This is a genomic window from Janthinobacterium sp. CG_23.3, from assembly GCF_046115965.1.
In the GTDB taxonomy this organism is placed as follows: domain Bacteria; phylum Pseudomonadota; class Gammaproteobacteria; order Burkholderiales; family Burkholderiaceae_D; genus Janthinobacterium.
On sequence record NZ_JBJXIB010000091.1, the window covers coordinates 1 to 24,807 of the forward strand.

Annotated in this window: 24 protein-coding genes, 1 tRNA gene and 1 pseudogene; 17 read left to right on the forward strand and 9 right to left on the reverse strand. The window is 67.3% G+C overall.

The window, feature by feature from the left end; translation table 11 throughout:
* Positions 1 to 156 precede the first annotated feature (156 nt).
* The 5 genes from ACFDR9_RS19235 to ACFDR9_RS19255 all read right to left on the reverse strand — a co-directional run bounded on the left by ACFDR9_RS19235 (position 157) and on the right by ACFDR9_RS19255 (position 5,760).
* Positions 157 to 1,098: a BadF/BadG/BcrA/BcrD ATPase family protein gene (locus ACFDR9_RS19235; protein ID WP_017878278.1), complete on the reverse strand. Its 942-nt coding sequence runs from the start codon at positions 1,096 to 1,098 to the stop codon at positions 157 to 159.
* Between the two features lie 9 nt (positions 1,099 to 1,107).
* Positions 1,108 to 2,730, reverse strand: a complete 1,623-nt coding sequence (locus ACFDR9_RS19240; RefSeq protein WP_017878277.1) for a glycoside hydrolase family 10 protein — start codon at positions 2,728 to 2,730, stop codon at positions 1,108 to 1,110.
* 64 nt (positions 2,731 to 2,794) lie between these two features.
* Positions 2,795 to 4,060: an MFS transporter gene (locus ACFDR9_RS19245; protein ID WP_017878276.1), complete on the reverse strand. Its 1,266-nt coding sequence runs from the start codon at positions 4,058 to 4,060 to the stop codon at positions 2,795 to 2,797.
* Positions 4,061 to 4,093: 33 nt separating this feature from the next.
* Entirely contained in the window at positions 4,094 to 4,975 is an 882-nt protein-coding gene (locus ACFDR9_RS19250; RefSeq protein WP_017878275.1) for an N-acetylmuramic acid 6-phosphate etherase, read from the reverse strand.
* Between the two features lie 44 nt (positions 4,976 to 5,019).
* Positions 5,020 to 5,760 carry a GntR family transcriptional regulator gene (locus ACFDR9_RS19255; RefSeq protein WP_017878274.1) on the reverse strand — a complete coding sequence of 247 codons (741 nt, stop codon included), beginning with the start codon at positions 5,758 to 5,760 and terminating at the stop codon, positions 5,020 to 5,022.
* A 208-nt stretch (positions 5,761 to 5,968) separates the two neighbouring features.
* On the opposite strand from ACFDR9_RS19255, the gene ACFDR9_RS19260 reads away from it, so the two are divergent.
* The 12 genes and pseudogenes from ACFDR9_RS19260 to ACFDR9_RS19315 all read left to right on the forward strand — a co-directional run.
* Entirely contained in the window at positions 5,969 to 6,394 is a 426-nt protein-coding gene (locus ACFDR9_RS19260) for a YchJ family protein (RefSeq protein ID WP_017878273.1), read from the forward strand.
* 31 nt (positions 6,395 to 6,425) lie between these two features.
* The gene (locus tag ACFDR9_RS19265) at positions 6,426 to 8,048 is read left to right on the forward strand and encodes a carboxyl transferase domain-containing protein (protein ID WP_409032041.1); all 1,623 of its coding nucleotides are present in this window, start codon (positions 6,426 to 6,428) and stop codon (positions 8,046 to 8,048) included.
* Positions 8,049 to 8,144: 96 nt separating this feature from the next.
* Entirely contained in the window at positions 8,145 to 8,930 is a 786-nt protein-coding gene (locus tag ACFDR9_RS19270) for an enoyl-CoA hydratase/isomerase family protein (RefSeq protein WP_409032042.1), read from the forward strand.
* Positions 8,931 to 8,942: 12 nt separating this feature from the next.
* Positions 8,943 to 10,283 (forward strand): adenosylmethionine--8-amino-7-oxononanoate transaminase, encoded by a 1,341-nt coding sequence (gene bioA, locus ACFDR9_RS19275; RefSeq protein WP_409032043.1) that lies wholly within the window; start codon positions 8,943 to 8,945, stop codon positions 10,281 to 10,283.
* 1 nt (position 10,284) lies between these two features.
* Positions 10,285 to 11,469: an 8-amino-7-oxononanoate synthase gene (gene bioF / locus ACFDR9_RS19280; RefSeq protein ID WP_017878269.1), complete on the forward strand. Its 1,185-nt coding sequence runs from the start codon at positions 10,285 to 10,287 to the stop codon at positions 11,467 to 11,469.
* Position 11,470: 1 nt separating this feature from the next.
* Positions 11,471 to 12,256: a dethiobiotin synthase gene (gene bioD / locus ACFDR9_RS19285; protein ID WP_409032044.1), complete on the forward strand. Its 786-nt coding sequence runs from the start codon at positions 11,471 to 11,473 to the stop codon at positions 12,254 to 12,256.
* A gap of 10 nt (positions 12,257 to 12,266) precedes the next feature.
* Positions 12,267 to 13,316, forward strand: coding sequence for a biotin synthase BioB (gene bioB / locus ACFDR9_RS19290; protein ID WP_017878267.1), 1,050 nt, complete (start codon positions 12,267 to 12,269; stop codon positions 13,314 to 13,316).
* A gap of 152 nt (positions 13,317 to 13,468) precedes the next feature.
* Positions 13,469 to 15,505, forward strand: a complete 2,037-nt coding sequence (locus ACFDR9_RS19295) for an acetyl/propionyl/methylcrotonyl-CoA carboxylase subunit alpha (RefSeq protein ID WP_409032045.1) — start codon at positions 13,469 to 13,471, stop codon at positions 15,503 to 15,505.
* Between the two features lie 14 nt (positions 15,506 to 15,519).
* A complete protein-coding gene (locus ACFDR9_RS19300; protein WP_409032046.1) occupies positions 15,520 to 16,452 on the forward strand; it encodes a 2-hydroxyacid dehydrogenase in 933 nt (310 codons plus the stop codon).
* A 1-nt stretch (position 16,453) separates the two neighbouring features.
* Positions 16,454 to 17,374, forward strand: a complete 921-nt coding sequence (locus ACFDR9_RS19305) for a hydroxymethylglutaryl-CoA lyase (RefSeq protein ID WP_409032047.1) — start codon at positions 16,454 to 16,456, stop codon at positions 17,372 to 17,374.
* Positions 17,375 to 17,491: 117 nt separating this feature from the next.
* Positions 17,492 to 18,400, forward strand: a complete 909-nt coding sequence (locus ACFDR9_RS19310) for a proline dehydrogenase family protein (protein ID WP_409032048.1) — start codon at positions 17,492 to 17,494, stop codon at positions 18,398 to 18,400.
* A gap of 91 nt (positions 18,401 to 18,491) precedes the next feature.
* A pseudogene (locus ACFDR9_RS19315) lies at positions 18,492 to 18,606 on the forward strand (IS6 family transposase); the annotation flags it as partial.
* 66 nt (positions 18,607 to 18,672) lie between these two features.
* On the opposite strand, the gene ACFDR9_RS19320 reads toward ACFDR9_RS19315, so the two are convergent.
* The 4 genes from ACFDR9_RS19320 to rsmI form a co-directional block, all read right to left on the reverse strand.
* Positions 18,673 to 19,554: a hypothetical protein gene (locus ACFDR9_RS19320; protein WP_409032049.1), complete on the reverse strand. Its 882-nt coding sequence runs from the start codon at positions 19,552 to 19,554 to the stop codon at positions 18,673 to 18,675.
* A 60-nt stretch (positions 19,555 to 19,614) separates the two neighbouring features.
* Entirely contained in the window at positions 19,615 to 19,914 is a 300-nt protein-coding gene (locus ACFDR9_RS19325) for a hypothetical protein (RefSeq protein ID WP_409032050.1), read from the reverse strand.
* Between the two features lie 3 nt (positions 19,915 to 19,917).
* A tRNA-Pro gene (locus ACFDR9_RS19330) sits at positions 19,918 to 19,994 on the reverse strand.
* 122 nt (positions 19,995 to 20,116) lie between these two features.
* On the reverse strand, positions 20,117 to 21,031 hold the full coding sequence (rsmI, locus tag ACFDR9_RS19335) for a 16S rRNA (cytidine(1402)-2'-O)-methyltransferase (protein ID WP_327075753.1): 915 nt from the start codon (positions 21,029 to 21,031) through the stop codon (positions 20,117 to 20,119).
* 58 nt (positions 21,032 to 21,089) lie between these two features.
* Between rsmI and ACFDR9_RS19340 the strand changes: the two genes are divergently transcribed.
* The 5 genes from ACFDR9_RS19340 (at position 21,090) to ACFDR9_RS19360 (ending at position 24,687) form a co-directional block, all read left to right on the forward strand.
* Positions 21,090 to 22,361, forward strand: a complete 1,272-nt coding sequence (locus ACFDR9_RS19340; RefSeq protein WP_327075752.1) for a penicillin-binding protein activator — start codon at positions 21,090 to 21,092, stop codon at positions 22,359 to 22,361.
* Between the two features lie 12 nt (positions 22,362 to 22,373).
* Positions 22,374 to 22,733, forward strand: a complete 360-nt coding sequence (locus ACFDR9_RS19345; protein WP_327075751.1) for a YraN family protein — start codon at positions 22,374 to 22,376, stop codon at positions 22,731 to 22,733.
* Between the two features lie 72 nt (positions 22,734 to 22,805).
* Entirely contained in the window at positions 22,806 to 23,402 is a 597-nt protein-coding gene (locus ACFDR9_RS19350; protein ID WP_017878257.1) for a phosphoheptose isomerase, read from the forward strand.
* Positions 23,395 to 24,051, forward strand: coding sequence for a BON domain-containing protein (locus ACFDR9_RS19355; RefSeq protein WP_409032051.1), 657 nt, complete (start codon positions 23,395 to 23,397; stop codon positions 24,049 to 24,051). Before ACFDR9_RS19350 ends, ACFDR9_RS19355 begins: the two co-directional genes overlap by 8 nt.
* Before the next feature lie 111 nt (positions 24,052 to 24,162).
* Positions 24,163 to 24,687, forward strand: coding sequence for a TlpA family protein disulfide reductase (locus ACFDR9_RS19360; protein ID WP_409032052.1), 525 nt, complete (start codon positions 24,163 to 24,165; stop codon positions 24,685 to 24,687).
* The last annotated feature ends 120 nt before the right edge of the window (positions 24,688 to 24,807 follow it).

Genomic DNA, 24,807 nt, shown 5'->3' on the forward strand with positions numbered 1-24,807 from the left:
CGCCCTTGACCCCGCCGATACCGAAACAAGGGATAGGATAAATTTGCGAAAAACCAGTTGACTTGGAATTCATCATAGAAGGTCGGGTTAGCCGGCACGGCGTAACCCGACACGCGCCGCTGCGGACCATGTCGGATTACGCTTTGCTCATCCGACCTACGGCATGCGCCCCGGGCCTTGGCCTTCTTGCGCCGCCAAGCGCGCCGCGGCCCAGTGCGGCCGCACCACCCGTTGCTCCAGCGCGACCGTCTCCGGCAGCGCGGCGCGCATCGCCGCCGCAATCGCCGGGTGCAGCCCGGCCGCGCGCCCGGCCAGCACCACCGGGCGGGCGCCGTAGCGCGCCGTCAGCGCCAGCGCCAGCCGCGCCAGTTCCCGGCCGGCCTGCTGCAGGATCGCATACGCGGCCGGGTCGGTGTCGGCGGCCGCGGCGACCGCCAGCGCCAGCTTGCCAATCGCGCCGCGCTCCTGGGCGTAGATAAAGTTGCGCGACAAGGCCCAGTCGCTGCCGCCGATCTGCGCGAACAAGGCCTTGGCCAGCGCGCAATCCTGCCAACTGCCCGGGCATTCGTCCTCCCGGCGCCAGACCTGGCGCATGGCCTCGCGGGCGATCCAAAAGCCGCCGCCGCCATCGTCGAGCGTGACGCCGCGGCCGCCGGCCCGGTGCAGCGCGCCGTCGCCGTCGATCCAGGCGGCAATCGAACCGGTGCCAGCGTACACCAGATAACCCTGGCCCGGCTGGAAGCTGTCCAGATAGGCGATTTCAATATCGTTGCACAGCGTGACCGCCTGCGGGGCGATCGATAGCAACTCGGCCAGCCAGCCGGCCGGCAGCGCGGCGTCGCCGCCGAAGCCGGTCAGGCCGGCGCGCACCCGGCCGGGCCGGCCGGCCGCCAGCACCTCGGCGCACAAGCCGGCGAAGGCCGCGCGCAGCGACCGGCGGCCGCCTTCGCTGGCCAGCTGCAAGGCCGACAAGCCCGGCCATTGGCCTTCGGCGACGATGCGCCCGGACGCCGCCGCCAGCGCCCAGCGGGTTTGCGTGCCGCCGGCGTCGATGCCCAGGCCAAGCCCAGCCGGCGAATCGGCCTGCGTTGTCGTCACCGGCGCCCCTTACAGCTTGCCCGTGGCGGGCAGCACCGACACGCGCGGGCTTTCGTTGCCCAGGCGGTCGACCGCGCTCACCACCACCACGCTGGCCGGGCCGGCGGCGGCGTCGTCGGCCAGCACCCACTCGGCGCGCGCGCCCGGCACCACCGCGAAGCGCCATTCGGCGCCATAGCGCGACCAGAGCGCGTACTGCGCGACGGCCTTGCCGGAGCCGGCCGCCAATTTCAGGTGGTAGGCGCCGCCGTCGCGGCGCGCCACCACGGCGGGCGCGGCCGGTGCGTCGGCGCCCAGCCACGGCGTGCTCGGCACCAGCGCCGCGCTTTGATAGGCGTTCGCCTTCAACTGCTCGCTAATGCCCTTGCGGTTGTCCATCAGCGGCGCGATGCTGAAATGCACTTGCCCGCTCGCGCCGGGCCGCGTGCGCGTCACCGCGATCTGCTTGACGATTTCCTCCGGCGTGTAGGACTTGGCGGTATTGTCGATGCGGCTGGTGTACAACCCCGGCCAAACGTGGCGGCGGTGCGGATTTTGCGCCAGCCAATAGTCGAGCAGCACGTCGAACGCCTGCGCCTGCTGCGCCACCGGCCAGTACAGCTGCGGCGACAGGTAGTCGAGCCAGCCCTTGGCCAGCCACAACTCGGCGTCCGCGTACAGTTTGTCGTACTGGCTGAAACCGACGATGCCGGGCGGGCGCCGGTCGGGCCGGCCGATGCCGAACGGGCTGATGCCGAAACGCACCCAGCTTTTCTCGCGGTGGATGCCGGTGTACAGGGCCTCGATCAACTGGTTGACGTTCTCGCGGCGCCAGGAAGCGCGCTCCAGCTTGCCGCCGGCCAGCAAATAGCGCTGCCACGACGGCTGGTCGGGAAACTCCAGCTCGGTGCGCGCGGGGGCGGGCGCGCCTTCCAGCGCGGCCGTCTCGGCGCCGACGCCGGCGCCGGGCGCGTCGATCGGATACGGATAAAAATAATCGTCGATATGCACGCCGTCGATATCGTAGCGGCGCACCACGTCAAGCACCACGTCCTGGGTGCGCTGCGACGAGGCCGCCTCGCCCGGGTCCATCCACAGGAAGCGGCCGTATTGCTTGACCGCCTCCGGGTTGGTGCTGGCGAAGTGCTCGCGCGTCAACGGCGTCTTGGCCGTCGCGTGGCGCGCGCGGTAGGGGTTGAACCAGGCGTGCAACTCCAGCCCGCGCGCATGGGCCTGCTCGACCCAGTACTTCAGCGGATCGTACAGCGGCAGCGGCGCCCGGCCTTGCTGCCCGGTCAAAAATTCCGACCACGGCTCCAGCTTCGACGGGTAAATCGCGTCGGCGCTGGGGCGCACCTGCAGCACGATGGCGTTCAGGTTCAACCCCTTGGCGCGGTCGAGGATGGCGCGCGCCTCGCTCTGCTGTTTCTCCACCGACAAGTTGCTGCGGCTGGGCCAGTCGATATTGGCCACCGTCGACACCCAGGCGGCGCGGAATTCGCGCGGCGCCGGCGGCGGCGTGTCGCCCTTCGCCTGCGGCGACACCGGCACGGCGCCCGGCGTCAGGGGCACTTTGGTGGCGCAACTGCACAGCAGCGCCAGCAGCGTCAGCGCCGTCGCCGCGCGCAGCCGTTTGTTGATATTAACAAGCAAGGGAAGTCCTCGAATTCATTAGTTGCAGGCATTCTACTGTGCAGCGCGAAGATCCGGCGGCACGCTACTTCTTGCCGAAATGCGGGTCGATGCTGACCTTGGCGGCCATCACAAAGGCTGGAATGGTGGCGATGCACACGTAGATGAAAAAATGCTGGTAGCCCAGTTGCTGCTGGATCCAGCCGCTGACCATGCCCGGCAACATCATGCCAAGCGCCATGAAGCCGGTGCAAATGGCATAGTGGGCGGTCTTGTGGGGGCCGTCGGCCACCATGATCATGTACAACATGTAGGAGGCGAAGCCGAAACCGTAGCCGAACTGCTCGGCGGCGATACCGAAGGCGATCAGGTAGATATTGCTTGGCAGCGCGGTGGCCAGATAAACGAAGACCAGGTCGGGCACATGCACCGCCAGCACCATCGGCCACAGGCAGCGCTTCAGGCCGAAGCGCGAAATCGTATAACCGCCGAGCAAGCCGCCCAGCGTCAGCGCGATAATGCCGATGGTGCCGTAGACCAGGCCGACCTGCTCGGTGCTCAAGCCCAGTCCGCCCTTGTCGGCCGGGTCGAGCAGGAAGGGCACGGCCAGCTTGAGCAACTGCGCCTCGCCCAGGCGGAACAGCAGCAGGAAGCCGAGGATGACGGCGATGCCGTCGCGCTTGAAAAACGCGCGGAAGGTGGCGACGAACTCTTGCAGCAACTCGCCGCTGCGCGCCGCCGGCACGTCGGCGGCCGGCTTGGGCAGCATGACATGGTGGAACAGCGCCAGGCCGACGAACAGCCCGGCCAGCAGGAAGAACACCACCGACCAGGCCAGGCGCACGTCGCCGGTGGACTTGGCCAGGCTGCCGGCCAGATACACCAGGCCGCCCTGGCCGGCGATCATCGCCAGCCGGTAAAAGGTGCTGCGCACGCCGACGAAGGCGGCCTGCTGGTGCTCCTCCAGGCCAAGCATGTAGAAACCGTCGGCGGCGATGTCGTGGGTGGCGGAACTGAAGGCCATCAACCACAGTACGGCCAGGCTGATCTGGAAGTAATTGGGTAGCGGCAGCGTCAGCGCGACCAGCGCCAGCGACGCGCCGATCAGCAGTTGCAGCGCAACGATCCACAGGCGCTTGGTGCGGAACAGCTCGACGAAGGGCGACCACAGCGGCTTGATCACCCACGGCAGGTACAACCAGCTGGTGTAGAGCGCGATATCGGTGTTGGAGACGCCGGTGTTCTTGTACATGACCACCGACAACAACATCACCACGACGTAGGGCAGGGCCTGGCCGAAATACAGCGTGGGAATCCAGGTCCACGGGCTATTCTGTTGCGCTTGTTTCATACATCCTTCGCGATGACGCCCGGCCGAAGAATGTCACGGGGCCAGCGCCGCCCTCACGCTGCCGCCCGCCCCGGACAACAATTGCTGCGCCCGGTCTGTCGTAACTTGTTTGGACAAGGCCACGATGGCGACCTTGACGTGAAAATGGCACTGCGCCAGCGCGGCCCGCGCGGCCGCCGCGTCGGCGCCGGTGGCGTGCATGGTCAGCGCAACGGCGCGCTGGACCAGCTTGGCGTTGGTCGGCTTCAAGTCTACCATCAAGTTTCCATAGACTTTGTTCAAACGCACCATCAGCGCGCTGGAAATCGTGTTCAGGGCGATTTTTTGCGCGGTGCCGGCCTTCAGGCGGGTGCTGCCGGAGATCACCTCGGCGCCGGTGTCGAGCGTGACGCCGACGTCGGCGCCCAGCGCCAGCGGCGCGCCGGGATTGTTGGCGATGCCCACGCTCAGGCAGCCGAGCGCGCGGGCGGCGTCGAGCGCGCCCAGCACGAACGGCGTCGAGCCGGACGCGGCCAGCAGCAACACCACGTCGTGCGGGCCGGCGCCGAGCGCGCGCAACTGCGCCTCGCCCTGGGCGCGGTCATCCTCGGCGCCCTCGACCGCCTCGAACATCGCCTGCTTGCCGCCGGCCAGCAGGCCGAGCGCGCGCTCGCGCGGCCAGGAAAAGGTGGGGTGGAGTTCGACGCTGTCGAGCACGCCGAGGCGGCCGGAGGTGCCGGCGCCGACATAGATCAGGCGCCCGCCGGCGGCAATGCGCGGCAGCGCGGCGGCGACCGCGGCGGCGATGGCCGGGGCGGCGCGGCGCACCGCCTCGACCGCCTCGAACTGGTCGTCGACCAGCGCGGCGACGAGCTGCGCCACTGGATACAAATCCAGCTCGGCGTGTTCAAGACTGGGCGTTTCGGTTTTCAGCATGGCCGTCCACCTCGTTGGAAATTGTCAAAACCACCTGCCGGGTGTTACGGCGCGCGGCGCATTTCGGCGACGAAGTCGTAATGGTCGCTGCGGCAGTACGAATGCGTCAGTTCGACCGCCTCGCCGCTGCCCAGGTAGGCGACGCGGGTGATGAAGAGCACGGCCTGCCCCTCCGGCACGCCCAGTTGCTCGGCCAGCTTGGCCGAGGAGTTCATCGCGCGGATGTGCTGCAGCGCCCGCACCGGCGCCTTGTTGATGCTGCTCAAGTATTCGTACAGCGAGGCGCCGACCGCCTGCGGGTCCGCCACCACGCTGTAGGGCAACACGCTGACCTCGTAGGCCATGACGACGTCGTCGGCCAGGCGCAGCCGCTCCAGCCGCGCCACCTTGGTGTTGGTCGACAGCCCCAGGCTGAGTTGCTCGTCGGCGCTGGCGATGACGACTTCGCGTTTCAGCCAGCGCGAGCCGGGCCGGTAGCCGCGCTGCTGCAATTGCTCCGAAAAGCTCGACAGGTTCGACAGCGGTTGTTCGATGCGCGGCGCGATGTAGTTGCCCGAGCCGCGGCGGCGCACCACCAAGCCCTGGTCGACCAACTGGTCGATGGCCTTGCGCGCGGTCACGCGGGAAACGTCCAGCAATTCGGACAGCAGCCGTTCGGACGGCAGGGCCTGGTCGACCTGGTAGCGGCCGCTTTTGACGTCGTCGCTTAATTTCCGTGCAATTTGCATGTACAAAGGCGAATTGTCGTTTAAATCGACCTTGAGTTCAAAGCTGGTCTGGTTCATACACTTCTCCTTGTCCGCTAGTGTAATAGCGATGCAGAAATCGCGTAGCCCCCATCAGCGGGAAATGAAGCACATCATACCTAACCGTAAGTCATCTGCGGCAAAAAACCCACAGTCGATTGTCGAATTCGACATGCCGGGCGCCGCCCGGCGCCGCCTTTATGGCGGATAATTGCGCACGGCCACTCCCGCAACCACCACGCACACCATGAAACCACCCGCCACCTGCCCCTGCGGCGGCCCCTCCTACGCGGCCTGCTGCGGCCGTTACGTCGACGGCGCCGCCATCGCGCCGACGGCCGAGGCGCTGATGCGCTCGCGCTATACCGCCTACACCCTGCGCAACGAAGCCTACCTGCGCGCCACCTGGCACGCCAGCACCCGCCCGGCCGACGCCATCGTCAGCGACGATGAAACATTGCGCTGGCTGGGACTTGAGGTAAAATCCGCTTTACGTTTACGTCAACGTAAAGCAGAATCCGGTACCGATACAAATAGTGACAGCGTCGAATTCGTGGCCCGGTACAAAACCGGCGGCCGCGCCCACCGCCTGCACGAGGTCAGCCGCTTCCTGCGCGAACCCTCGGACGGCGGCATGCGCTGGTTCTATCTCGACGGCAGTTTCCCGGACTAGAGTAGTGAGAGACCAGAAAAAAGGATAAGCAATGCCGCACATCGAAAGCAAACTCAATCCGCGCAGCGACGACTTCAAAGCCAACGCGGCGGCCATGCAGGCCATCGTCGACGACTTGCGCGACAAGGTCGCCAAGATCGCCGAGGGCGGCGGCGCCGCCGCCAGCGCCAAGCACGTCGCGCGCGGCAAGCTGCTGCCGCGCGAGCGGGTGCAGATGCTGCTCGACCCCGGCACGCCCTTCCTCGAATTCTCGCAAATGGCCGCCTACGGCATGTACCGCGACGGCAACGGCGCCGACGCCGCGCCGGCGGCCGGCATCATCACCGGCATCGGCCGCATCGAAGGCCAGGAATGCGTGATCGTCTGCAACGACGCCACCGTCAAGGGCGGCACCTACTATCCGATGACGGTCAAAAAACACCTGCGCGCCCAGGAAATCGCCGACCAAAACCACCTGCCCTGCGTCTACCTGGTCGACTCCGGCGGCGCCAACCTGCCGAACCAGGACGAGGTCTTCCCCGACCGCGACCATTTCGGCCGCATCTTCTTCAACCAGGCCAACCTGTCGGCCAAGGGCATCCCGCAAATCGCCGTGGTGATGGGTTCCTGCACCGCCGGCGGCGCCTACGTGCCGGCGATGAGCGACGAATCGATCATCGTCAAGGAGCAGGGCACGATTTTCCTCGGCGGCCCGCCGCTGGTCAAGGCGGCCACCGGCGAAGTCGTCACCGCCGAGGACCTGGGCGGCGGCGACGTCCACACGCGCCTGTCCGGCGTCGTCGACCACCTGGCGCAGAACGACCTGCACGCGCTGTCGCTGGCGCGCAGCATCGTCGCCAACCTGAACCGCGTCAAGCCGCAACAGGGCGCGCTGCGCCAAGCCAGCGAGCCGAACTACCCGTCGCGGGAGCTGTACGGCGTGATCCCGGTCGACACCCGCAAGCCCTTCGACGTGCGCGAGGTCATCGCCCGCATCGTCGACGGCAGCGACTTCGACGAATTCAAGGCGCGCTACGGCACCACGCTGATCTGCGGCTTCGCCCACATCTACGGCGTCAAGGTTGGCATCATCGCCAACAACGGCATCCTGTTCTCCGAGTCGGCGCTGAAGGGCACCCACTTCATCGAACTGTGCTGCCAGCGCAAGATCCCGCTGGTGTTCCTGCAAAACATCACCGGCTTCATGGTCGGGCGCAAATACGAAAACGAGGGCATCGCCCGCAACGGCGCCAAGATGGTCACCGCGGTGGCGACGGCCGCCGTGCCGAAGTTTACCGTCATCATCGGCGGCAGCTTCGGCGCCGGCAACTACGGCATGTGCGGGCGCGCCTTCTCGCCGCGCTTCCTGTGGATGTGGCCGAACGCGCGCATCTCGGTGATGGGCGGCGACCAGGCCGCGTCGGTGCTGGCCACGGTCAAGCGCGACGGCATCGAAGGCAAGGGCGGCGCCTGGTCGGCCGACGAGGAGGCCGCGTTCAAGCAGCCGATCAAGGAACAGTACGAGCAGCAGGGCCATCCCTACTACGCCACCGCGCGGCTGTGGGACGACGGCGTCATCGACCCGGCCGACACCCGCATGGTGCTGGGGCTGGGCCTGTCGGCCGCGCTCAACGCCGAGATCCCGGACACCAAGTTCGGCGTGTTCCGCATGTAAAGGATTGTCGCTCATCCGCCCTACGGAAGTTTAATTTAGCGGCATTTGGGCCAGACCCCGGAATGACGCCCCTGGTTTTAAATAGGACACCACCGCATGCAATTCCACACCCTCAAGCTGAGCATCGAAGACAAGGTCGCCACCGTCACGCTGGACCGGCCCGACGTGCGCAACGCCTTCAACGAACAGAGCATCGCCGAACTGACGCTGGCCTTCGACGGCCTGGGCCGCAACGACAGCGTGCGCGCCATCGTGCTGGCGGCCAACGGCCCGGCCTTTTGCGCCGGCGCCGACCTGAACTGGATGAAGAAGATGGCCGGCTACAGCCACGCCGAGAACCACGCCGACGCGCTGCAACTGGCGCGGATGCTGCGCACCATCTACCTGTGCCCGCAGCCGGTGGTGGCCAAGGTGCAGGGCGATTGCTACGCCGGCGGCATGGGCCTGGTGGCCGCTTGCGACATCGTCATCACGGCCGAAGAATCCAACTTTTGCCTAAGCGAAGTAAAATTGGGGTTGATACCGGCGACGATCTCGCCTTATGTCATCAAGGCGATGGGCGAAAACGCCGCGCGCCGCTACTTCCTGACCGCCGAGCGCTTTTCCGCGCGCGAGGCGCAGCGCATCGGCTTCGCACACGAAGTGGTGCCGGCCGACACGCTCGACGCCAAGACGGCGGAGCTCGTCAAGGCGCTGGTCAGCAACAGCCCGAACGCGGTGCGGCAAGCCAAGGCGCTAGTACGCGACGTCGCCGGCAAGCCGGTCACGCAGGAGCTGCTGGCCGACACCGCCGAACGGATCGCGCACATCCGCGCCTCGGAGCAGGGCCGCGAAGGCGTGCAGTCCTTCCTCGAAAAGCGCAAGCCGAATTGGCTGAATTAGTTTGGAGCAGTTTTGGAATTAGATAAGCAATCAACCTGGGTCGAACGCAGCCTGCGCAGCGTCTGGCATCCGTGCACCCAAATGCAGCATCATGCGCAGGGCGACAACCACGTGCCGCTGATCCCGGTCAGCCACGGCCGCGGCGCCTGGCTGTACGACCACGACGGCCGGCGCTACCTCGACGCCATCAGCTCGTGGTGGGTCAACCTGTTCGGCCACGCCAACCCGCGCATCAACGCGGCGCTGAAGGACCAGCTCGACCGGCTCGAACACGCGATGCTGGCCGGCTTCACCCACGAACCGGTGGTCCAGCTGTCGGAACGATTGTCCGACCTGACCGACAATGTTTTGGGGCACAGCTTCTACGCCTCCGACGGCGCCTCCGCCGTTGAAATCGCGCTGAAAATGAGCTTCCACGCCTGGCGCAACAGCGGCCAGACCGACAAGCAGGAATTCGTCTGCCTGAAGGGCGGCTACCACGGCGAAACCATCGGCGCGCTGGCCGTCACCGACGTCGCCCTGTTCAAGGACGCCTACGGCCCGCTGCTGCGCGCCTCGCACGTGGCCGCCTCGCCGGACGCGCGCCAGGCCGCCGAGGGCGAAACCGCGCAGGACGTGGCGCGCCGCGCCGCGCAAGACGTCGAGCGCCTGTTCGTCGAGCGCGGCCGCCACATCGCCGCCATCATCGTCGAACCGCTGGTGCAGTGCGCCACCGGCATGGCGATGCACGACCCGCTGTACCTGACGCTGGTGCGCGAACTGTGCGACCGCCACCAGGTCCACCTGATCCTCGACGAAATCGCCGTCGGCTGCGGCCGCACCGGCACCTTCTTCGCCTGCGAGCAGGCCGGCGTCTGGCCCGACTTCCTGTGCCTGTCGAAGGGCATCAGCGGCGGCTACCTGCCGCTGTCGCTGGTGATGACGCGCGAAGAGATCTACCAGGCCTTCTACAGCAGCGACGTGCGCCGCGGCTTCCTGCACTCGCACTCCTACACCGGCAACCCGCTGGCCTGCCGCGCCGCGCTGGCGACGCTGGACATCTTCCGCGAGGACCACGTGCTGGCCGCCAACCGCGTGCGCGCCGACCGCCTGAGCGCCGCGCTGGCGCCGCTGCAACAGCACGCGCGCGTGCGCCACTTCCGCCAGCGCGGCATGATCTGGGCCTTCGACGCCGTCGACGCCGCGCCGGACTTTTCGCGCCGCTTCTTCGCCAGCGCGGTCGAGCACGAACTGCTGCTGCGCCCGATCGGCGCTACCGTCTACCTGATGCCGCCGTACATCCTCGACGACGCGGAAATCGACGGCCTGGCGGCGCGCACCCTGGCCGTCTTCGAGCAAGTGATCGGGGCCTGACATGGAACTGATCGCCAAGCTGCAACAACAACTGCGCGGGCTCGACGAACGCGGCCTGATCCGCCGCCGCCGCGTCGTCGACACCCCGTGCGGCCCGCGCGTGACGGTTGACGGACGCGAACTGCTGGCCTTCTGCAGCAACGACTACCTCGGCCTGGCGGCGCACCCGCGCCTGGTCGCCGCGCTGCAAGAGGGCGCCCGGCGCTACGGCGTCGGCAGCGGCGCCTCGCACCTGATCAGCGGCCACAGCCGCGCCCACGCCGCGCTGGAGGAGCGCCTGGCCGAATTCGTCGGCGCCAACCTGGAATCACCGCGCGCGCTGTACTTGTGCACCGGCTACATGGCCAACCTGGCGGTGCTGACGGGCCTGAGCGGCGTCGACAAAAGCGCCGAAATCTTCTCCGAGTCGCTCAACCACGCCTCGCTGATCGACGGCGCGCGCCTGTCGCGCGTGGCCGTCAAAGTCTACCCGCACGCCGACCTGGCGGCGCTGGCCGCGCTGCTGGAGGCGAGCGCCTCCGCCACCAAGATCGTCGTCACCGACAGCGTCTTCAGCATGGACGGCAACCTGGCGCCGCTGCCGGCCCTGCTGGCCCTGTGCGAACGCCACGGCGCCTGGCTGGTCGTCGACGACGCGCACGGCTTCGGCACGCTGGGCGCCAACGGCCGCGGCGCGCTGGAACACTTCGACCTGCGCTCGCCCTACCTGGTCTACATGGGCACCCTGAGCAAGGCCGCCGGCGTCGGCGGCGCCTTCGTCGCGGCCCACGAGGCGGTGATCGACACGCTGATCCAGAAGGCCCGCCCCTACATCTACACCACGGCGGCGGCGCCGGCGCTGGCGCACGCGCTGCTGACCGGCATCGACCTGATCGCCGGCGACGAAGGCCGGCAGCGACGCGCCCAATTGCAGGCGCTGATCGCGCAAATCGGCGACGGCCTGCGCCTGAAACGCTGGACCCGGCTGGCCTCGCCGACGGCGATCCAGCCGCTGCTGATCGGCGCCAACGACGAAACCATGCGCGCCGGCGCCGCGCTGTACCAACAGGGTTTGTGGGTCGGCACGATCCGCCCGCCGACCGTACCGCCGGGCACCGCGCGCCTGCGCGTGACCCTCTCGGCCGGCCACACGCGCCAGGACGTGGCGCGCCTGGTCGGCGCTATCAACGAATTGGAAGGGAGCTGATATGAGCCTCAACGATCCCGTTCTCGCCATTGAGATCGAACCTGCGCCGGCGCCGGCGGCGGCGGGTATTCCGCACCGCTTCGCCTGCTTCGTCACCGGCACCGACACCGAAATCGGCAAGACGCTGACGTCGGCGGCGATGCTGCACGCGCTGGTGCAAACCGGCGTGCGCGCCTGCGGCATGAAGCCGGTGGCGGCCGGCGCCGAACTGCGCGACGGCGCCTGGCACAACGACGACGCCGACCGCCTGACCGAGGCCGGCAACGTCGGCATGCTGGCGACGCTGACCACGCCCTACCTGCTGCGGGAAGCGGCGGCGCCGCACATCGCCGCCGAACTCGAAGGCGTCAGCATCGAATCGGTGCCGATCCTGGCCGCCTACACCGAAATCGCCGCCGCCTGCGACGCCGTGGTGGTCGAGGGCGTCGGCGGCTTCCGCGTGCCGCTGTCGGCCGGCTTCGACACCGCCGACCTGGCGCAGCAGCTGGGCCTGCCGGTGGTGCTGGTGGTCGGCCTGCGCCTGGGCTGCATCAGCCACGCCCTGCTGACGGTCGAGGCGGTCGTCGCGCGCGGCCTGGTGCTGGCCGGCTGGGTCGCCAACGAACTGCAAGACGATATGAACTTCGCCGACGAGAACATCGAGGCGCTGGTCGAACGCATCCCGGCGCCGCTGCTGGGCCGGGTGCCGCGCCTGGCGCAGCCGACGGCCGCGGCGGCCGCCGAGTACCTGAATTTTTCATGCCTGCCGAACTGGCCGGGCAGCCACACCCCTACATTTGAACGTTGAAGGAAAAACCATGTCACAAACCCAGGCGCAAGCCACCAAATCCGTCGAACTGCACCGCCCGGTCGCCGCCATCACCCTGCCGGAGGCGGCCACCTGGCCGCTGGACGACGTGCTGGCGCTGTTCGACCTGCCGTTCAACGACCTGATGTTCCAGGCCCAGCAAAGCCACCGCCTGAACTTCCCGGACGGCGACGTCGAACTGGCCACGCTGCTGTCGATCAAAACCGGCGGCTGCGAGGAAGACTGCAGCTACTGCCCGCAGGCGGCGCGCTACGACACCGGCGTCGAAGCCAAGAAAATCCTCGACATCGACACCGTGCTCGACGCCGCGCGCCAGGCCCGCGCCAACGGCGCCACCCGCTTCTGCATGGGCGCGGCGTGGCGCAGCCCGAAGGAGCGCGACATGGAGAAGGTCGAACAGATGGTGCGTGAAGTCAAGGCCCTGGGCCTGGAAACCTGCGCCACCCTGGGCATGCTGGAAGAGGGCCAGGCCGACCGCCTGAAAAACGCCGGCCTGGACTACTACAACCACAACCTCGACACCGCGCCCGAGTTCTACGACAACGTCATCTCCACGCGCGAATACCAGGACCGCCTGGACACGCTGGGCCGGGTGCGCAGCGCCGGCCTGAAAGTGTGCTGCGGCGGCATCGTCGGCATGGGCGAAACGCGGCTGCAGCGCGCCGGCCTGATCGCCCAGCTGGCCAACCTGAACCCGTACCCGGAATCGGTGCCGGTCAACCACCTGGTGCAGGTCGAGGGCACGCCCCTGTACGGCATCGACGCGCTCGACCCGTTCGAATTCGTGCGCACCATCGCGGTGGCGCGCATCACCATGCCGAAGGCGCGCGTGCGCCTGTCGGCCGGGCGCCGCCAGATGGGCGAAGCGGTGCAATCGATGTGCTTCCTGGCCGGCGCCAACTCGATCTTCTACGGCGACAAGCTGCTCACCACCGACAACCCGGAAGCCGAAGACGACCGCGCGCTGCTCAACAAACTGGGCTTGAAAACCCGCGCCGCGACGCTCGATTCGGCGCCCAAGGAAAGCTGCGCCTGCTGATATCGGCGACGCATCGCGACGGCACTGGCGGCGCCTCGTAGGTCGGGTTAGCCCACCGGGCGTAACCCGACACGCGCCGCCAGCGCAATAGTATTACCGCAGCACCGTTCGCATACTAAAAAAATCCCTGCCGCCAGCTTGAGAAAGAGACCATGTTCACAAAAATCCTGATCGCCAACCGTGGCGAGATTGCATGCCGGGTGGCCGCTACCGCGCGCCGCATGGGCATGAAAACCGTCGCCGTGTACTCGGAGGCGGACGCCAACGCAAAACATGTCGCGGCGTGCGATGAGGCAGTTCTGATCGGACCGGCAGCGGCCAAGGAAAGCTATCTGTGCGGCGACAAGATCATCGCCGTCGCGCTGGCCACCGGCGCCCAGGCGATCCACCCCGGCTACGGCTTCCTGTCCGAGAACGCCGACTTCGCCGACGCCTGCGCCAAGGCCGGCCTGGTGTTCATCGGACCGCCGGCCTCGGCGATGCGCGCGATGGGCTCGAAATCGGCCGCCAAGTCGCTGATGGAAAAAGCCAAGGTGCCGCTGGTGCCGGGCTACCACGGCGAGGTCCAGGACGCCGACTTCCTGCACGCCGAGGCCGACAAAATCGGCTATCCGGTGCTGCTGAAGGCCTCCGCCGGCGGCGGCGGCAAGGGCATGCGCGTCATCGAGAACTCGGCCGACTTCAAGGCCGCGCTGGCGTCCTGCAAGCGCGAGGCGATCAGCTCCTTCGGCGACGACAAGGTGCTGGCCGAGAAATACCTGTCGCGCCCGCGGCACATTGAAATCCAGGTGTTCGCCGACACGCTGGGCAACTGCATCTACCTGTTCGAACGCGACTGCTCGGTGCAGCGGCGCCACCAGAAAGTGCTGGAAGAGGCGCCGGCGCCGAACATGCCGGCCGAGCGCCGCGCCGCCATGGGCGAGGCCGCCGTCGCCGCCGCCAAGGCGGTCGGCTACGTCGGCGCCGGCACCGTCGAATTCATCGCCAACCAGGACGGCTCGTTCTACTTCATGGAGATGAACACGCGCCTGCAGGTCGAGCACCCGGTCACCGAAATGATCACCGGCACCGACCTGGTCGAATGGCAGTTGCGCGTGGCCTTCGGCGAAGCGCTGCCGAAGCGGCAGCACGAACTGGCCATCCACGGCCACGCGATCGAGGCGCGCATCTACGCCGAAAATCCGGAAAAAGGCTTCCTGCCGTCGATCGGCACGCTGCGCCACATGCACACGCCGGACGCCGTGGCGTTCGCGCTGGGCGGGATACAAGGCAGCGGCGTGCCCGCCGCCGTGCGCATCGACTCCGGCGTGCGCCAGGGCGACGCCATTTCGCCGTTCTACGACCCGATGATCGCCAAGCTGATCGTCTGGGGCGCCGACCGCCGCGAGGCGCTGGCGCGCATGTCGCAGGCGCTGGCGGAATACCAGATCGTCGGCCTGGCCAGCAACATCGCCTTCCTCAAGCGCCTGGTCGAGGGCGCGGCGTTTTCCAACGCCGACCTCGACACCGGCCTGATCGAGCGCAACCAGGAGCAACTGTTCCCGGCGCCGCGGCCGGCGCCGCCGGGCGCGCTGGCGCTGGCGGCGGTGGCGCTGATCGTCGCCGAGAAGGAACAGGCGGAGGCGCAGTCGGCCAACCATCCGTCCGACCCGTGGGGCAACGCGCTGGGCTGGCGCCTGAACAGCGCCTTCCAGCGCCGGCTGTCGTTCACCGACGAGTACGCGCAGGCGACCGAGGCCAAGGCCTACCTGGGCGAGGTCGAATACCACAACGACGGCTGGCTGCTGAACCGCCAGCCGCTGACGCTGATGACGCGCGACGGCCTATACCTGAGCGTCAAACTGGGCGACAACGCGGTGCACGGCACGGTGCGCCGCGACGGCGAGCTGTTCCACGTGTTCACCGGCGGCGAGCACTACGCGCTGCACTACAACGACCCGATGGCGCACGCCGGCGAGGCCGAGGCAGAAGGCGGCCGCCTGACCGCGCCGATGCCCGGCAAGGTGGTGGCGGTGCTGGTTGGCGCCGGCCAGGAAGTCAAGAAGGGCGATCCCCTGGTCATCATGGAGGCGATGAAGATGGAACACACCATCGCCGCGCCGCACGACGGCCTGGTCGAGGAAATCCTCTACACGGTCGGCGACCAGGTTGCCGACGGCGCCCCGCTGCTGGCATTCAAAGCCGTTTAACGGGAGGCCAGGCTATGCATATTCTGATACACCGGGCCGACGGCGACACCGATCCATGGGTCGCCGACTTCGCCGAACTGCTGCCCGAGGCCGAGGTGGTGGTCTGGCGCGAGGGCGAGAAGGCGCGCCCCTGCGACTACGCGCTGGTGTGGTCGCCGCCGCAGGCGATCCTGCGCGAGCTGAGCGAAGTGAAGGCGATTTTCAACGCCGGCGCCGGCGTCGACGCCATCCTCAAGTTCGGCGACGCGCTGCCGGCCCACGTGCCGGTGGTACGCCTGGACGACGCCGGCATGGGCGTGCAGATGGCCGAATACGTCACGCACGCGGTGCTGCGCTACTTCCGCCGCTTCGACGAATACGAGGCGCAGGCCCGCGCCGGCCAGTGGCGCCCGCTGCCGACCCACCGCAAGGAGGACTTTTCCGTCGGCGTGCTCGGCGCGGGCGTGCTGGGCGGGCGCGTGCTGGAGGCGCTGGCGCCGTTCGGCTTCCCGCTGCGCGGCTGGAGCCGCACGCGGAAGCAGCTGGCCGGGGTCGAATGCTTCAGCGGCGCCGACGGCCTCGACGCCTTCCTGCGCGGCACCCGCGTGCTGGTGTGCATGCTGCCGCTGACGCCCGACACCCACAACCTGCTCGACCGCGCCAAGTTGTCGTCGCTGCTGCCGTCGGCCTACCTGATCAACGTCGCCCGCGGCGCCCACGTGGCCGAACCGGACCTGCTGACGTTGATCAAATCGGGCCGCATCGCCGGCGCCACGCTGGACGTGTTGCGCAACGAGCCGCTGCCGATGCAGCACCCGTTCTGGCAGGAGCCGCGCATCACGCTGACGCCGCACATCTCGGCGCTGACCGTGCGGCGCGACAGCGTCGCGCAAATCGCCGAAAAAATCCGCCGCCTCGAAGCCGGCCTGCCGGTCGCCGGCCTCGTCAACCGCCAACAAGGATACTGATATGTACGCCCAAGCCAGCCTGCCGCACCATGTGAAAATCGTCGAAGTGGGGCCGCGCGACGGCCTGCAAAACGAGAAGGACACCATCGCCGCCGCCGTCAAGGTCGAGTTGATCGACCGGCTCAGCCGGGCCGGCTTCGCCAACATCGAGGCGGCCTCGTTCGTGTCGCCGAAATGGGTGCCGCAAATGGCCACCAGCAGCGAGGTGATGGCCGCCATCGCGCGCCGCCCGGGCGTAATCTACTCGGCGCTGACGCCCAACATGCAGGGCTTCGACGCCGCGCTGGCGGCCGGCGCCGGCGAAGTCGTCATCTTCGGCTCGGCCTCGGAGGCGTTCTCGCAAAAGAACATCAACTGCTCGATCGCCGAATCGATCGCCCGCTTCGAGGGCGTGGCCAAGGCGGCCAAGGAACACGGGGTGCGCCTGCGCGGCTCCATCAGCTGCGCCTTCGGCTGCCCGTACCAGGGCGAGGTGCCGCTGGACGCGGTGGCCGACGTGGTCGGGCGCATGCGCGACCTGGGCTGCGACGAGATCGACATCGCCGACACCATCGGCGTGGCGACGCCGCGCCAGACCCAGGCGGTGATGCTGCGCGCGGCGCGGGAATTCGACGTCAAGCGCCTGTCCGGCCACTTCCACGACACCTACGGCCAGGCGCTGGCGAACATCTACGCCAGCCTGGAAGTGGGTATCGCCATCTACCACTCGTCGGTGTCGGGCCTGGGCGGCTGCCCGTACGCCAAGGGGGCCACCGGCAACGTCGCCACCGAGGACGTGCTGTACCTGATGCGGGGGCTGGGCATCGACACCGGCATCGACCTCGACCTGGTGGTCGACGCCGGTCAGTTCATCTCGGCGCACCTGGGCCGCAAGGGCGCCAGCCGCGCCGGCAACGCCATCGCCGCCAAGCGCGCGGGGTAGGCAAAAGGGAAGTTCATGCATCGAATAATCGAATAGGTAACTTCAATATTATTCGATTGCATGAACCATTGGCGCAGTGGATGATGTCTCATTCTCAACTGTACATTGAAAGCGAACATGTCACTACTGGACAGCACGGTCGCCAAATTCATGCCGCTGATTCCCAAGGCCGTCGTCAAGAAAATCTCGACCCGCTACATCGCCGGCGAATCGATCCAGGACACGATCGCCTGCATCCAAAGGCTGAACCGCGGCGGCTGCTGCGCCACGGTCGACTTCCTCGGCGAGGTCATCACCCGCAAGAGCGAGGCGCTGGCCAACGCCGCCGAATACATCCAGGTCATCGAGGCGATCCACCGCCACGGCCTGGACGCGAACATTTCCATCAAGCCGAGCGCGATGGGTCTGCTGCTGGACGAGGCCTTCTGCCACGAGACCGTGGCATCGATTGTCGAGGCGGCCGCCGCGCGCGGGATCTTCGTGCGCATCGATATGGAAGACGTCAGCTGCACGCAGAAGGAAATCGAGCTGCTGCTCACGCTGCGGGAGAGTTACCAGAACGTCGGCATCGTGCTGCAGGCCTACCTGAAGCGCACCTACAACGACGCCGAGCTGTTGATCGGGCGCGGTGCCAACCTGCGCTTCTGCAAGGGCATCTACAAGGAAGATCCGGCCGTCCTGGTGCAAGGGGCCGGCGACAACCGCAACGCCATCAACCGGCATTTCCTGCACCATGTGCAGAGCGCCTTCAAAGCCGGCACCTATGTCGCGATCGCCACCCACGACGAGAACTTGCTGAACCAGATCACCGGCTTGATCGCGACGCTGCGGCCGGCTGCGGACAAGTACGAGTTCCAGATGTTGCTGGGCGTGTGCGAACCGCTGCGCGACAAGTTGAAGGCGCAGGGCCACAAGGTGCGCGTCTACGTGCCGTATGGCAGCGACTGGTACGGCTACAGCACGCGCCGCATGAAGGAAAACCCGCAAATCGCCGGTTACATTTTCAAGGCGCTGATGTTCGGTTGAGGTGGCGGGAAATGGATGCCGTTAAGTTATCGGCAAGCAGGGCGTCTCGCTCGACTACTGGGACGGCGAGTAAAAGCCAGTCGCGGGCGGCTTGGCGTGCATCCGCTGGTATGGGGTTTACCCGCTGAGCTACCGTCCTCTCAAAAAGATGATGGATGAGCGCGGCGTATCGGTGGATCATTCGTCGATCAACCGGTGGGTAGCGCGCTTCCTGGCGTTCATCGAAAAGATGGCCCGCAGACACAAGCGTCAGGTCGGAGACGGGCGGGAAATCAGTCGCTCAGCAGCCAGCGCTGCCCAACGTAGTCGATCACCACGCAGCGACCCGCCAATGGGCGCAATCCCAGGACGCCGATCAGTGGCTCGGACAGTTGAAATTTGCGCACCTGGCAGTATGAAACCAAGGCCTGGCGCAGGTTTTTCCCGGCAACAGTCATGTGCCCGGCAACCACCGCCTCGTAGCAGGCGGACGATTCGACATCCTTGGCGTTGGTCGCATTGAATGCCCGGACTCGGTCATTGACTTTGAGTGGCAATCCGCCCGACAGGGCTTCCCACTGCGTCGCGTTGAGTGCGGCCAGACCAAACCTGGCGGCCCCCGTGTCGAGCAACATTTGACCACGCAATCCATTATCAAGAACGACATCGACTAGCGGGTGCCCCCCCTCCGTGCCGGAACGCAGGTAGCGCATTGGCTGGGCGGCGGGATCTTTCCCCAAGTTTGACCCAGCCGCGAACGCGAACCGGTCGCCGCCGAGATCCACCGTCAGGGTGCCATGGTCGAAGAAGGCGTTCCCTACAGTCGCAAGCACCCCGGCGCACGCCTGGCCCTGTAGTGGCCCCAAATTTGCCGCGTCGGCCTCAATCTCGCGCTCGACATCGCCCACGCGCAGTGTCACGCGGACCGGACGGGGCGGGGCCCCGGCGGGCCTCTGGCTGTGCCACAGGATGCTCATGCTGGCCCCGGTATCGAGCTGGACATGGCAGTTCCTTCTATTGACTGTCGCGCGCAGCAACAGCGCAACGCGCTCGCTGCCAAAGTCCAGCTCGTCACTGACGCCAACGTCGAAATCGTGCCACGCCGGTTCGATGGCTTGTGCGGAAGCGTTGGCCAATACCAGCATGGCCAGCAGTAAGAGAGCGTGCATCGACATGGAGCTCGCATGGAAATTAGTCGAAATATGTTTGCTGCGAAGAATTATTATTATAGTCTATTATTTAATTTCGCCAGCGCCGACCGCGTGACTCCCTTCGCCTCGTTGACGACGACCCAGCTCGCCGCGTGATTGCAATGCGCGGACGGCTGCCAAGGTGTTCTTGCCGGCGCCGAACTCATGCGGATGATTCGCAAAGGTCGCTGTGCGATCGACGCCGCCGCCATGTCGTTCGCCGAGCAATTCTACGCATCGACGCGGCAGAACCGGGCAGGGCGGGCGTCGCGCCTGGCGATGTCGACGGCGAATAAAAAAAAGACCCAAAAGCCAGAAGCTGTTGAGTCTTTTTTTTACTTCCAATTCTGGTCGGAGTACAAGGATTCGAACCTTGGACCCCCTGGTCCCAAACCAGGTGCGCTACCGGGCTGCGCTACACTCCGAAGACCAAGATAATACAGGCCATATCGAATTCGGTCAAGGGCTCTCCCCCAAGAATTGTTGGCGCAAAGCGGTTGCCGTTCATTGCGCGCGCGCCCGCGCCGCCAACCGCCGGCGCCGCCGGCTATTCCCCGGCGTCGGCCTTCATCTGCAGGGCGCGGTCGTACAGCGCGTTCTTCTTGCGCCCGGTGATTTGCGCGGCCAGCCCGGCCGCCTGCTTGACGCTGCATTCGGCCAGCAGGATCGCCAGGATGCGCTCGGCCTCGGCCTCTTCGGCGTCCTGCGCCTCGGTCGCGCCCTCCAGCAAGACCACGTATTCGCCTTTTTCGCGGTGCGGGTCGGCGCCGATCCAGGCCACGGCGTCGGCCAGCGGGCAGCGGTGGATTTCCTCGAACATCTTGGTCAGCTCGCGCGCGAACACCACCTGGCGGGTTGGCTCGAAGGCCGCCGCCAACGCGCCGGCGCACTCGAGGATGCGGTGCGGCGCCTCGTAGAACACCATCGTCGCGCTGACCGTGCGCAGGCTGTGCAGCACGTTTTCGCGCTGCTTGGCCTTGGCCGGCAGGAAGCCGACAAAGTAGAACTGGTCGTTCAGCAGGCCGCTGGCCGAAATCGCCGTGATGGCCGCCGAGGCGCCCGGCAGCGGCAGCACGCGCAGGCCGGCCGCGCGCACCGCGTCGACGATGCGCGCGCCCGGGTCGGAGACGGCCGGCGTGCCGGCGTCGGACACCAGCGCGATGCGCTCGCCCGCCAGCAGGCGCGCGATCAGCACTTCGGCCACTTCGCGCTCGTTGTGCTGGTGCGCCGCGATCAGCGGCTTGTTCAGGCCGAAGCGGGTCATCAGGTGCGCGGTGTTGCGGGTATCCTCGCAGGCGACCGCGTTGACCAGGCTTAAAAGGTGCAGCGCGCGCAGGCTAATATCGGTGACATTGCCGATCGGGGTCGCCACTACGTACAATGTTGAGATAGGATAGGCTTGGAGTGCCGCCTCGGCAATGACGGGCAGGCTGGCGATGGAACTGGATTCTTGTACGGTCATGGGGGCTTGGATGCTTGCTAATAGTGTGAAGGTACTGCTGCTCAGTACGGCAATCGGAATGATAAGCGCGTGCAGCACGCCGTGCGACGCGCCCGGCCGATTGTGCGCGCCAATCTCGTCAATTACAAGCGCGCCGGCGCCCGCGCCGCCGGCTTCGGCGCCGCGGCCGGAACCGCAGCCGGCACCCGAGCCGGCGCCCGAGACCTTCAGCGTCGACAGCCCGGACCCGGGCGCCGCGCCGGCCACGCCGGCCTCGCCGGCGCCGGCGCCGGCCGCCGCCGCCCCGGGCGCGGCGCGCGGCGGCGCGCCGGTCCGTATCGCGCTGTTGCTGCCACTGCGTTCGGAAACGCTGGGCCAGGCCGCCGAATCGCTGCGCGCCGGCTTCATGGCCGCCTACGAGCGCGACCGCGACGGCTTCGTCGTCAGCGTCATCGGCACCGGCGAGGCGCCCCAGGACGTGCTGGCCAGTTACGCCCAGGCCCAGGAGCAGCAGGACATCCTGGTCGGCCCGCTGGCGCGCTCGGCCGTCACGGCGGTGGCCGCCAGCGCGCTGGTGCGCAAGCCGACCATCGCGCTGAACTATCCGGAAGGGCGCGGCAGCGCCGGCGGCGCGACGCTGCCGCCGGCGATGCTGGCGATGGGCCTGTCGATCGAAGACGAGGCGCGCCAAGCCGCGGCCTGGGCCGCCAACGAGCAAGCGGCCGGCACCGCGCTGATCCTGTCGGCCGGCGCGCCGTGGCAGAAGCGCATCGCCAGCGCCTTCGCCGCCCAGTGGCAACGCCAGGGGCGCAGCTCCGAGAGCGTCGACATGACGGCGCTCAACGGCTACCTCAGCGACTCCGAACTGGTGCAGCTGCGCGCGCGCGTGCAGGCCTCCCCGCCCGGGCTGCTGTTCGTGGCGATGGACGCCGACCAGGCGCGCCAGCTGCGCGTGGCGCTCGGCGCCGAGCTGCCGATGTACGGCACCTCTTCGCTCAACCCCGGCGCCGGCCGCGGCGAGCCGGGACCGCAGATGGACGGCGTGCGCCTGCTCGACCTGCCCTGGCAGGTGCAGCGCGACCATCCGGCGGTGATGGTCTATCCGCAGCCGCTGGCCGTCGACGGGCGCCGCCCGAGCGCCGACATGGAGCGCCTGTACGCGCTCGGCATCGACGCCTTCCGGGTGGCGCGCGAAATCGCGCTGCAGCCGGCGGCGCGCTTCAAGCTCGACGGCGTCACCGGCAAGCTGACGGTCAGCTTCGGCCAGGGTCCGGCCAGCTTCGAGCGGGTCGAGCAGGCCGCCATGTACCAGCACGGCGTGCTGGCGCCGCTGCCGGCGCCGCTCCGCTAAGCGCCGGCGGCCATGCCGAACGGGCGCCCGACCGACAAGCAGCGCCAGGGCCGGCTCGGCGAGGACGCCGCGCTGGCGCACCTGCTGGCGCGCGGCCTGGTCCTGGTGCAGCGCAATTTCCGCTGCAAGGGCGGCGAAATCGACTTGATCATGCGCGAGCGCGGCGACCTGGTGTTCGTCGAGGTGCGCCAGCGCGCCGGCGCGAGCCACGGCGGCGCCGCCGCCAGCGTCACGCCGGCCAAGCGCAAACGCCTGGTCCTGGCGGCCCAAGTCTACCTGCTGGGCCTGAAAACCCTGCCGCCGTGCCGCTTCGACGTGGTGGCCATCGACGCCGGCGCGCTGTCCTGGCTGCGCAACGCCATCGACACCTGACAGCGCCGAAGTGTAAGCATATTTAACCGTGCTTGCACGCCTCGGCGCGCGCCTGCACTATAATCGGCAGCTATGAATAATCAACGCATAATCTCGCACTTCCACGAAAGTGCCGAACTCAAAATCCAGTCCGCCACGGTATTGGCGCAACCGATCATGGCGGCGGTCGAACTGATGTTCGCCGCCCTCTCGAACGGCAATAAGATTCTGGCTTGCGGTAACGGCGGTTCCGCCGCCGACTGCCAGCACTTCGCCGCCGAGCTGGTGGGACGCTTCGAACGCGAACGCTTTCCGCTGCCGGCGCTGTCGCTGGCGACCGACACCTCGATCCTGACCGCCGTCGGCAACGACTACAGCTACCGCGAGATCTTCTCGAAGCAGGTGCAGGCCTTCGGCCAGGCCGGCGACATCCTGCTGGCCATTTCGACGTCGGGCAACTCGGCCAACGTGATGGCGGCGATCGAGGCGGCGTTGGAACGCGAAATGCGGGTGGTCGCAATGACCGGCAAGGGCGGCGGCGCCATCGGCAAGATGCTCACCGACGCCGACGTGCATATCTGCGTGCCGGCCGAACGCACCGCGCGCATCCAGGAAGTCCATTTAACCACCATTCACTGCATCTGCGACGGCATCGACGTCGCGTTGTTCGGAGGAGACGAGAATGATTAACAAAGACGCCGGCCCTGGCTGGTCGCGCATGCAACGCCCATTGGCGGCCGCACTGTTGTGCGGCGCGATGCTCACCACCCTGTCGGGCTGCGTCGAAATGATCATTGGCGGCGCCGTCATGAGCACCGTCGCCGCGTCGGACCGGCGCACCCTGGGCGCGCAGACCGAGGACAAGGCCATCGCCGTCAAGGGCGAAGTGCGCATCCCGAAAATCGTCGGCGAGGACGGCCACGTCAACATCGCCAGCTTCAACCGCCGCGTCCTGCTGACAGGCGAAGTGCCCAGCGAGGCGAGCAAGGCCGCCGTCGAGCGCGAAGTGCGCGCTATCGACGGTGTGCGCAACATCGCCAACGAGCTCCAGGTCGGTCCGGCCTCGACCTATACCTCGCGCTCCAGCGACACGCTGATCACCACCAAGGTCAAGGCCAGCCTGGTCGACATGAAAACCATCTCGGCCAACTCCTTCAAGGTCGTCACGGAGCGCGGCACGGTCTACATGATGGGCCGCGTGACCCAGCGCGAAGGCGGCATCGGCGGCGACATCGCCCGCGGCGTGAGCGGCGTGCAGCAAGTGGTCAAGATGTTCGACTACATCACCGAAGACGAGCTGCGGCAGATGCGGCCCGACTCGGCCAGCGCGGAGAAGTAAGACCAGGGCGCCACCCGGGGACCGGCCGCGGCCCTAAGACGGGCTTAAGCCGGCCGGGCTATCATTTCCATACTGGCCGCCCATCGGCTGCATACTTCGTCTGAAAACTCTATGTCCACCACCACCACCACCGCCTCCAAGTCCTGGCTCAAGCCGGCCATCGCCGTCGTCGCGCTCGCCGCAGCGGGCGTCGCCGCCTACGTCTCGCTGAACACCCGCGCCAGCGCGCCGGACGTGACCTTCATCGGCATCAAAGGCGAAAAAATCACGCCGCAAAGCCTGCAGGGCAAGGTGGTGATGGTGAATTTCTGGGCCACCTCGTGCACCACCTGCGTGGCCGAGATGCCGAAAATGGTCCAGACTTACAATAAATATAAGTCGCAGGGCCTGGAATTCGTCGCCGTCGCGATGAAATACGACCCGGCCAACTACGTCGTCAACTACGCCGAAACGCGCCAGTTGCCGTTCAAGGTCGCCATCGACGTCAGCGGCGACGCCGCCAAAGCGTACGGCGACGTCGCGCTGACGCCGACCACCTTCGTCATCGACAAGCACGGCAAGATCATCAAGCGCTACGTCGGCGAGCCCGATTTCGCCGCCTTGCACAAGCTGCTGGAAGAGGCGCTGCAAGGCTGATAGCGCCGGCGCCCCCTTGAATCCACGTGACTATTCAGCCTGAGCGTACAGCGTAGAAAGTTGTTGTAAACGAATCGTGGATAACGCATCATGCGTGCATGCCACCAAAACCGCCCCGCC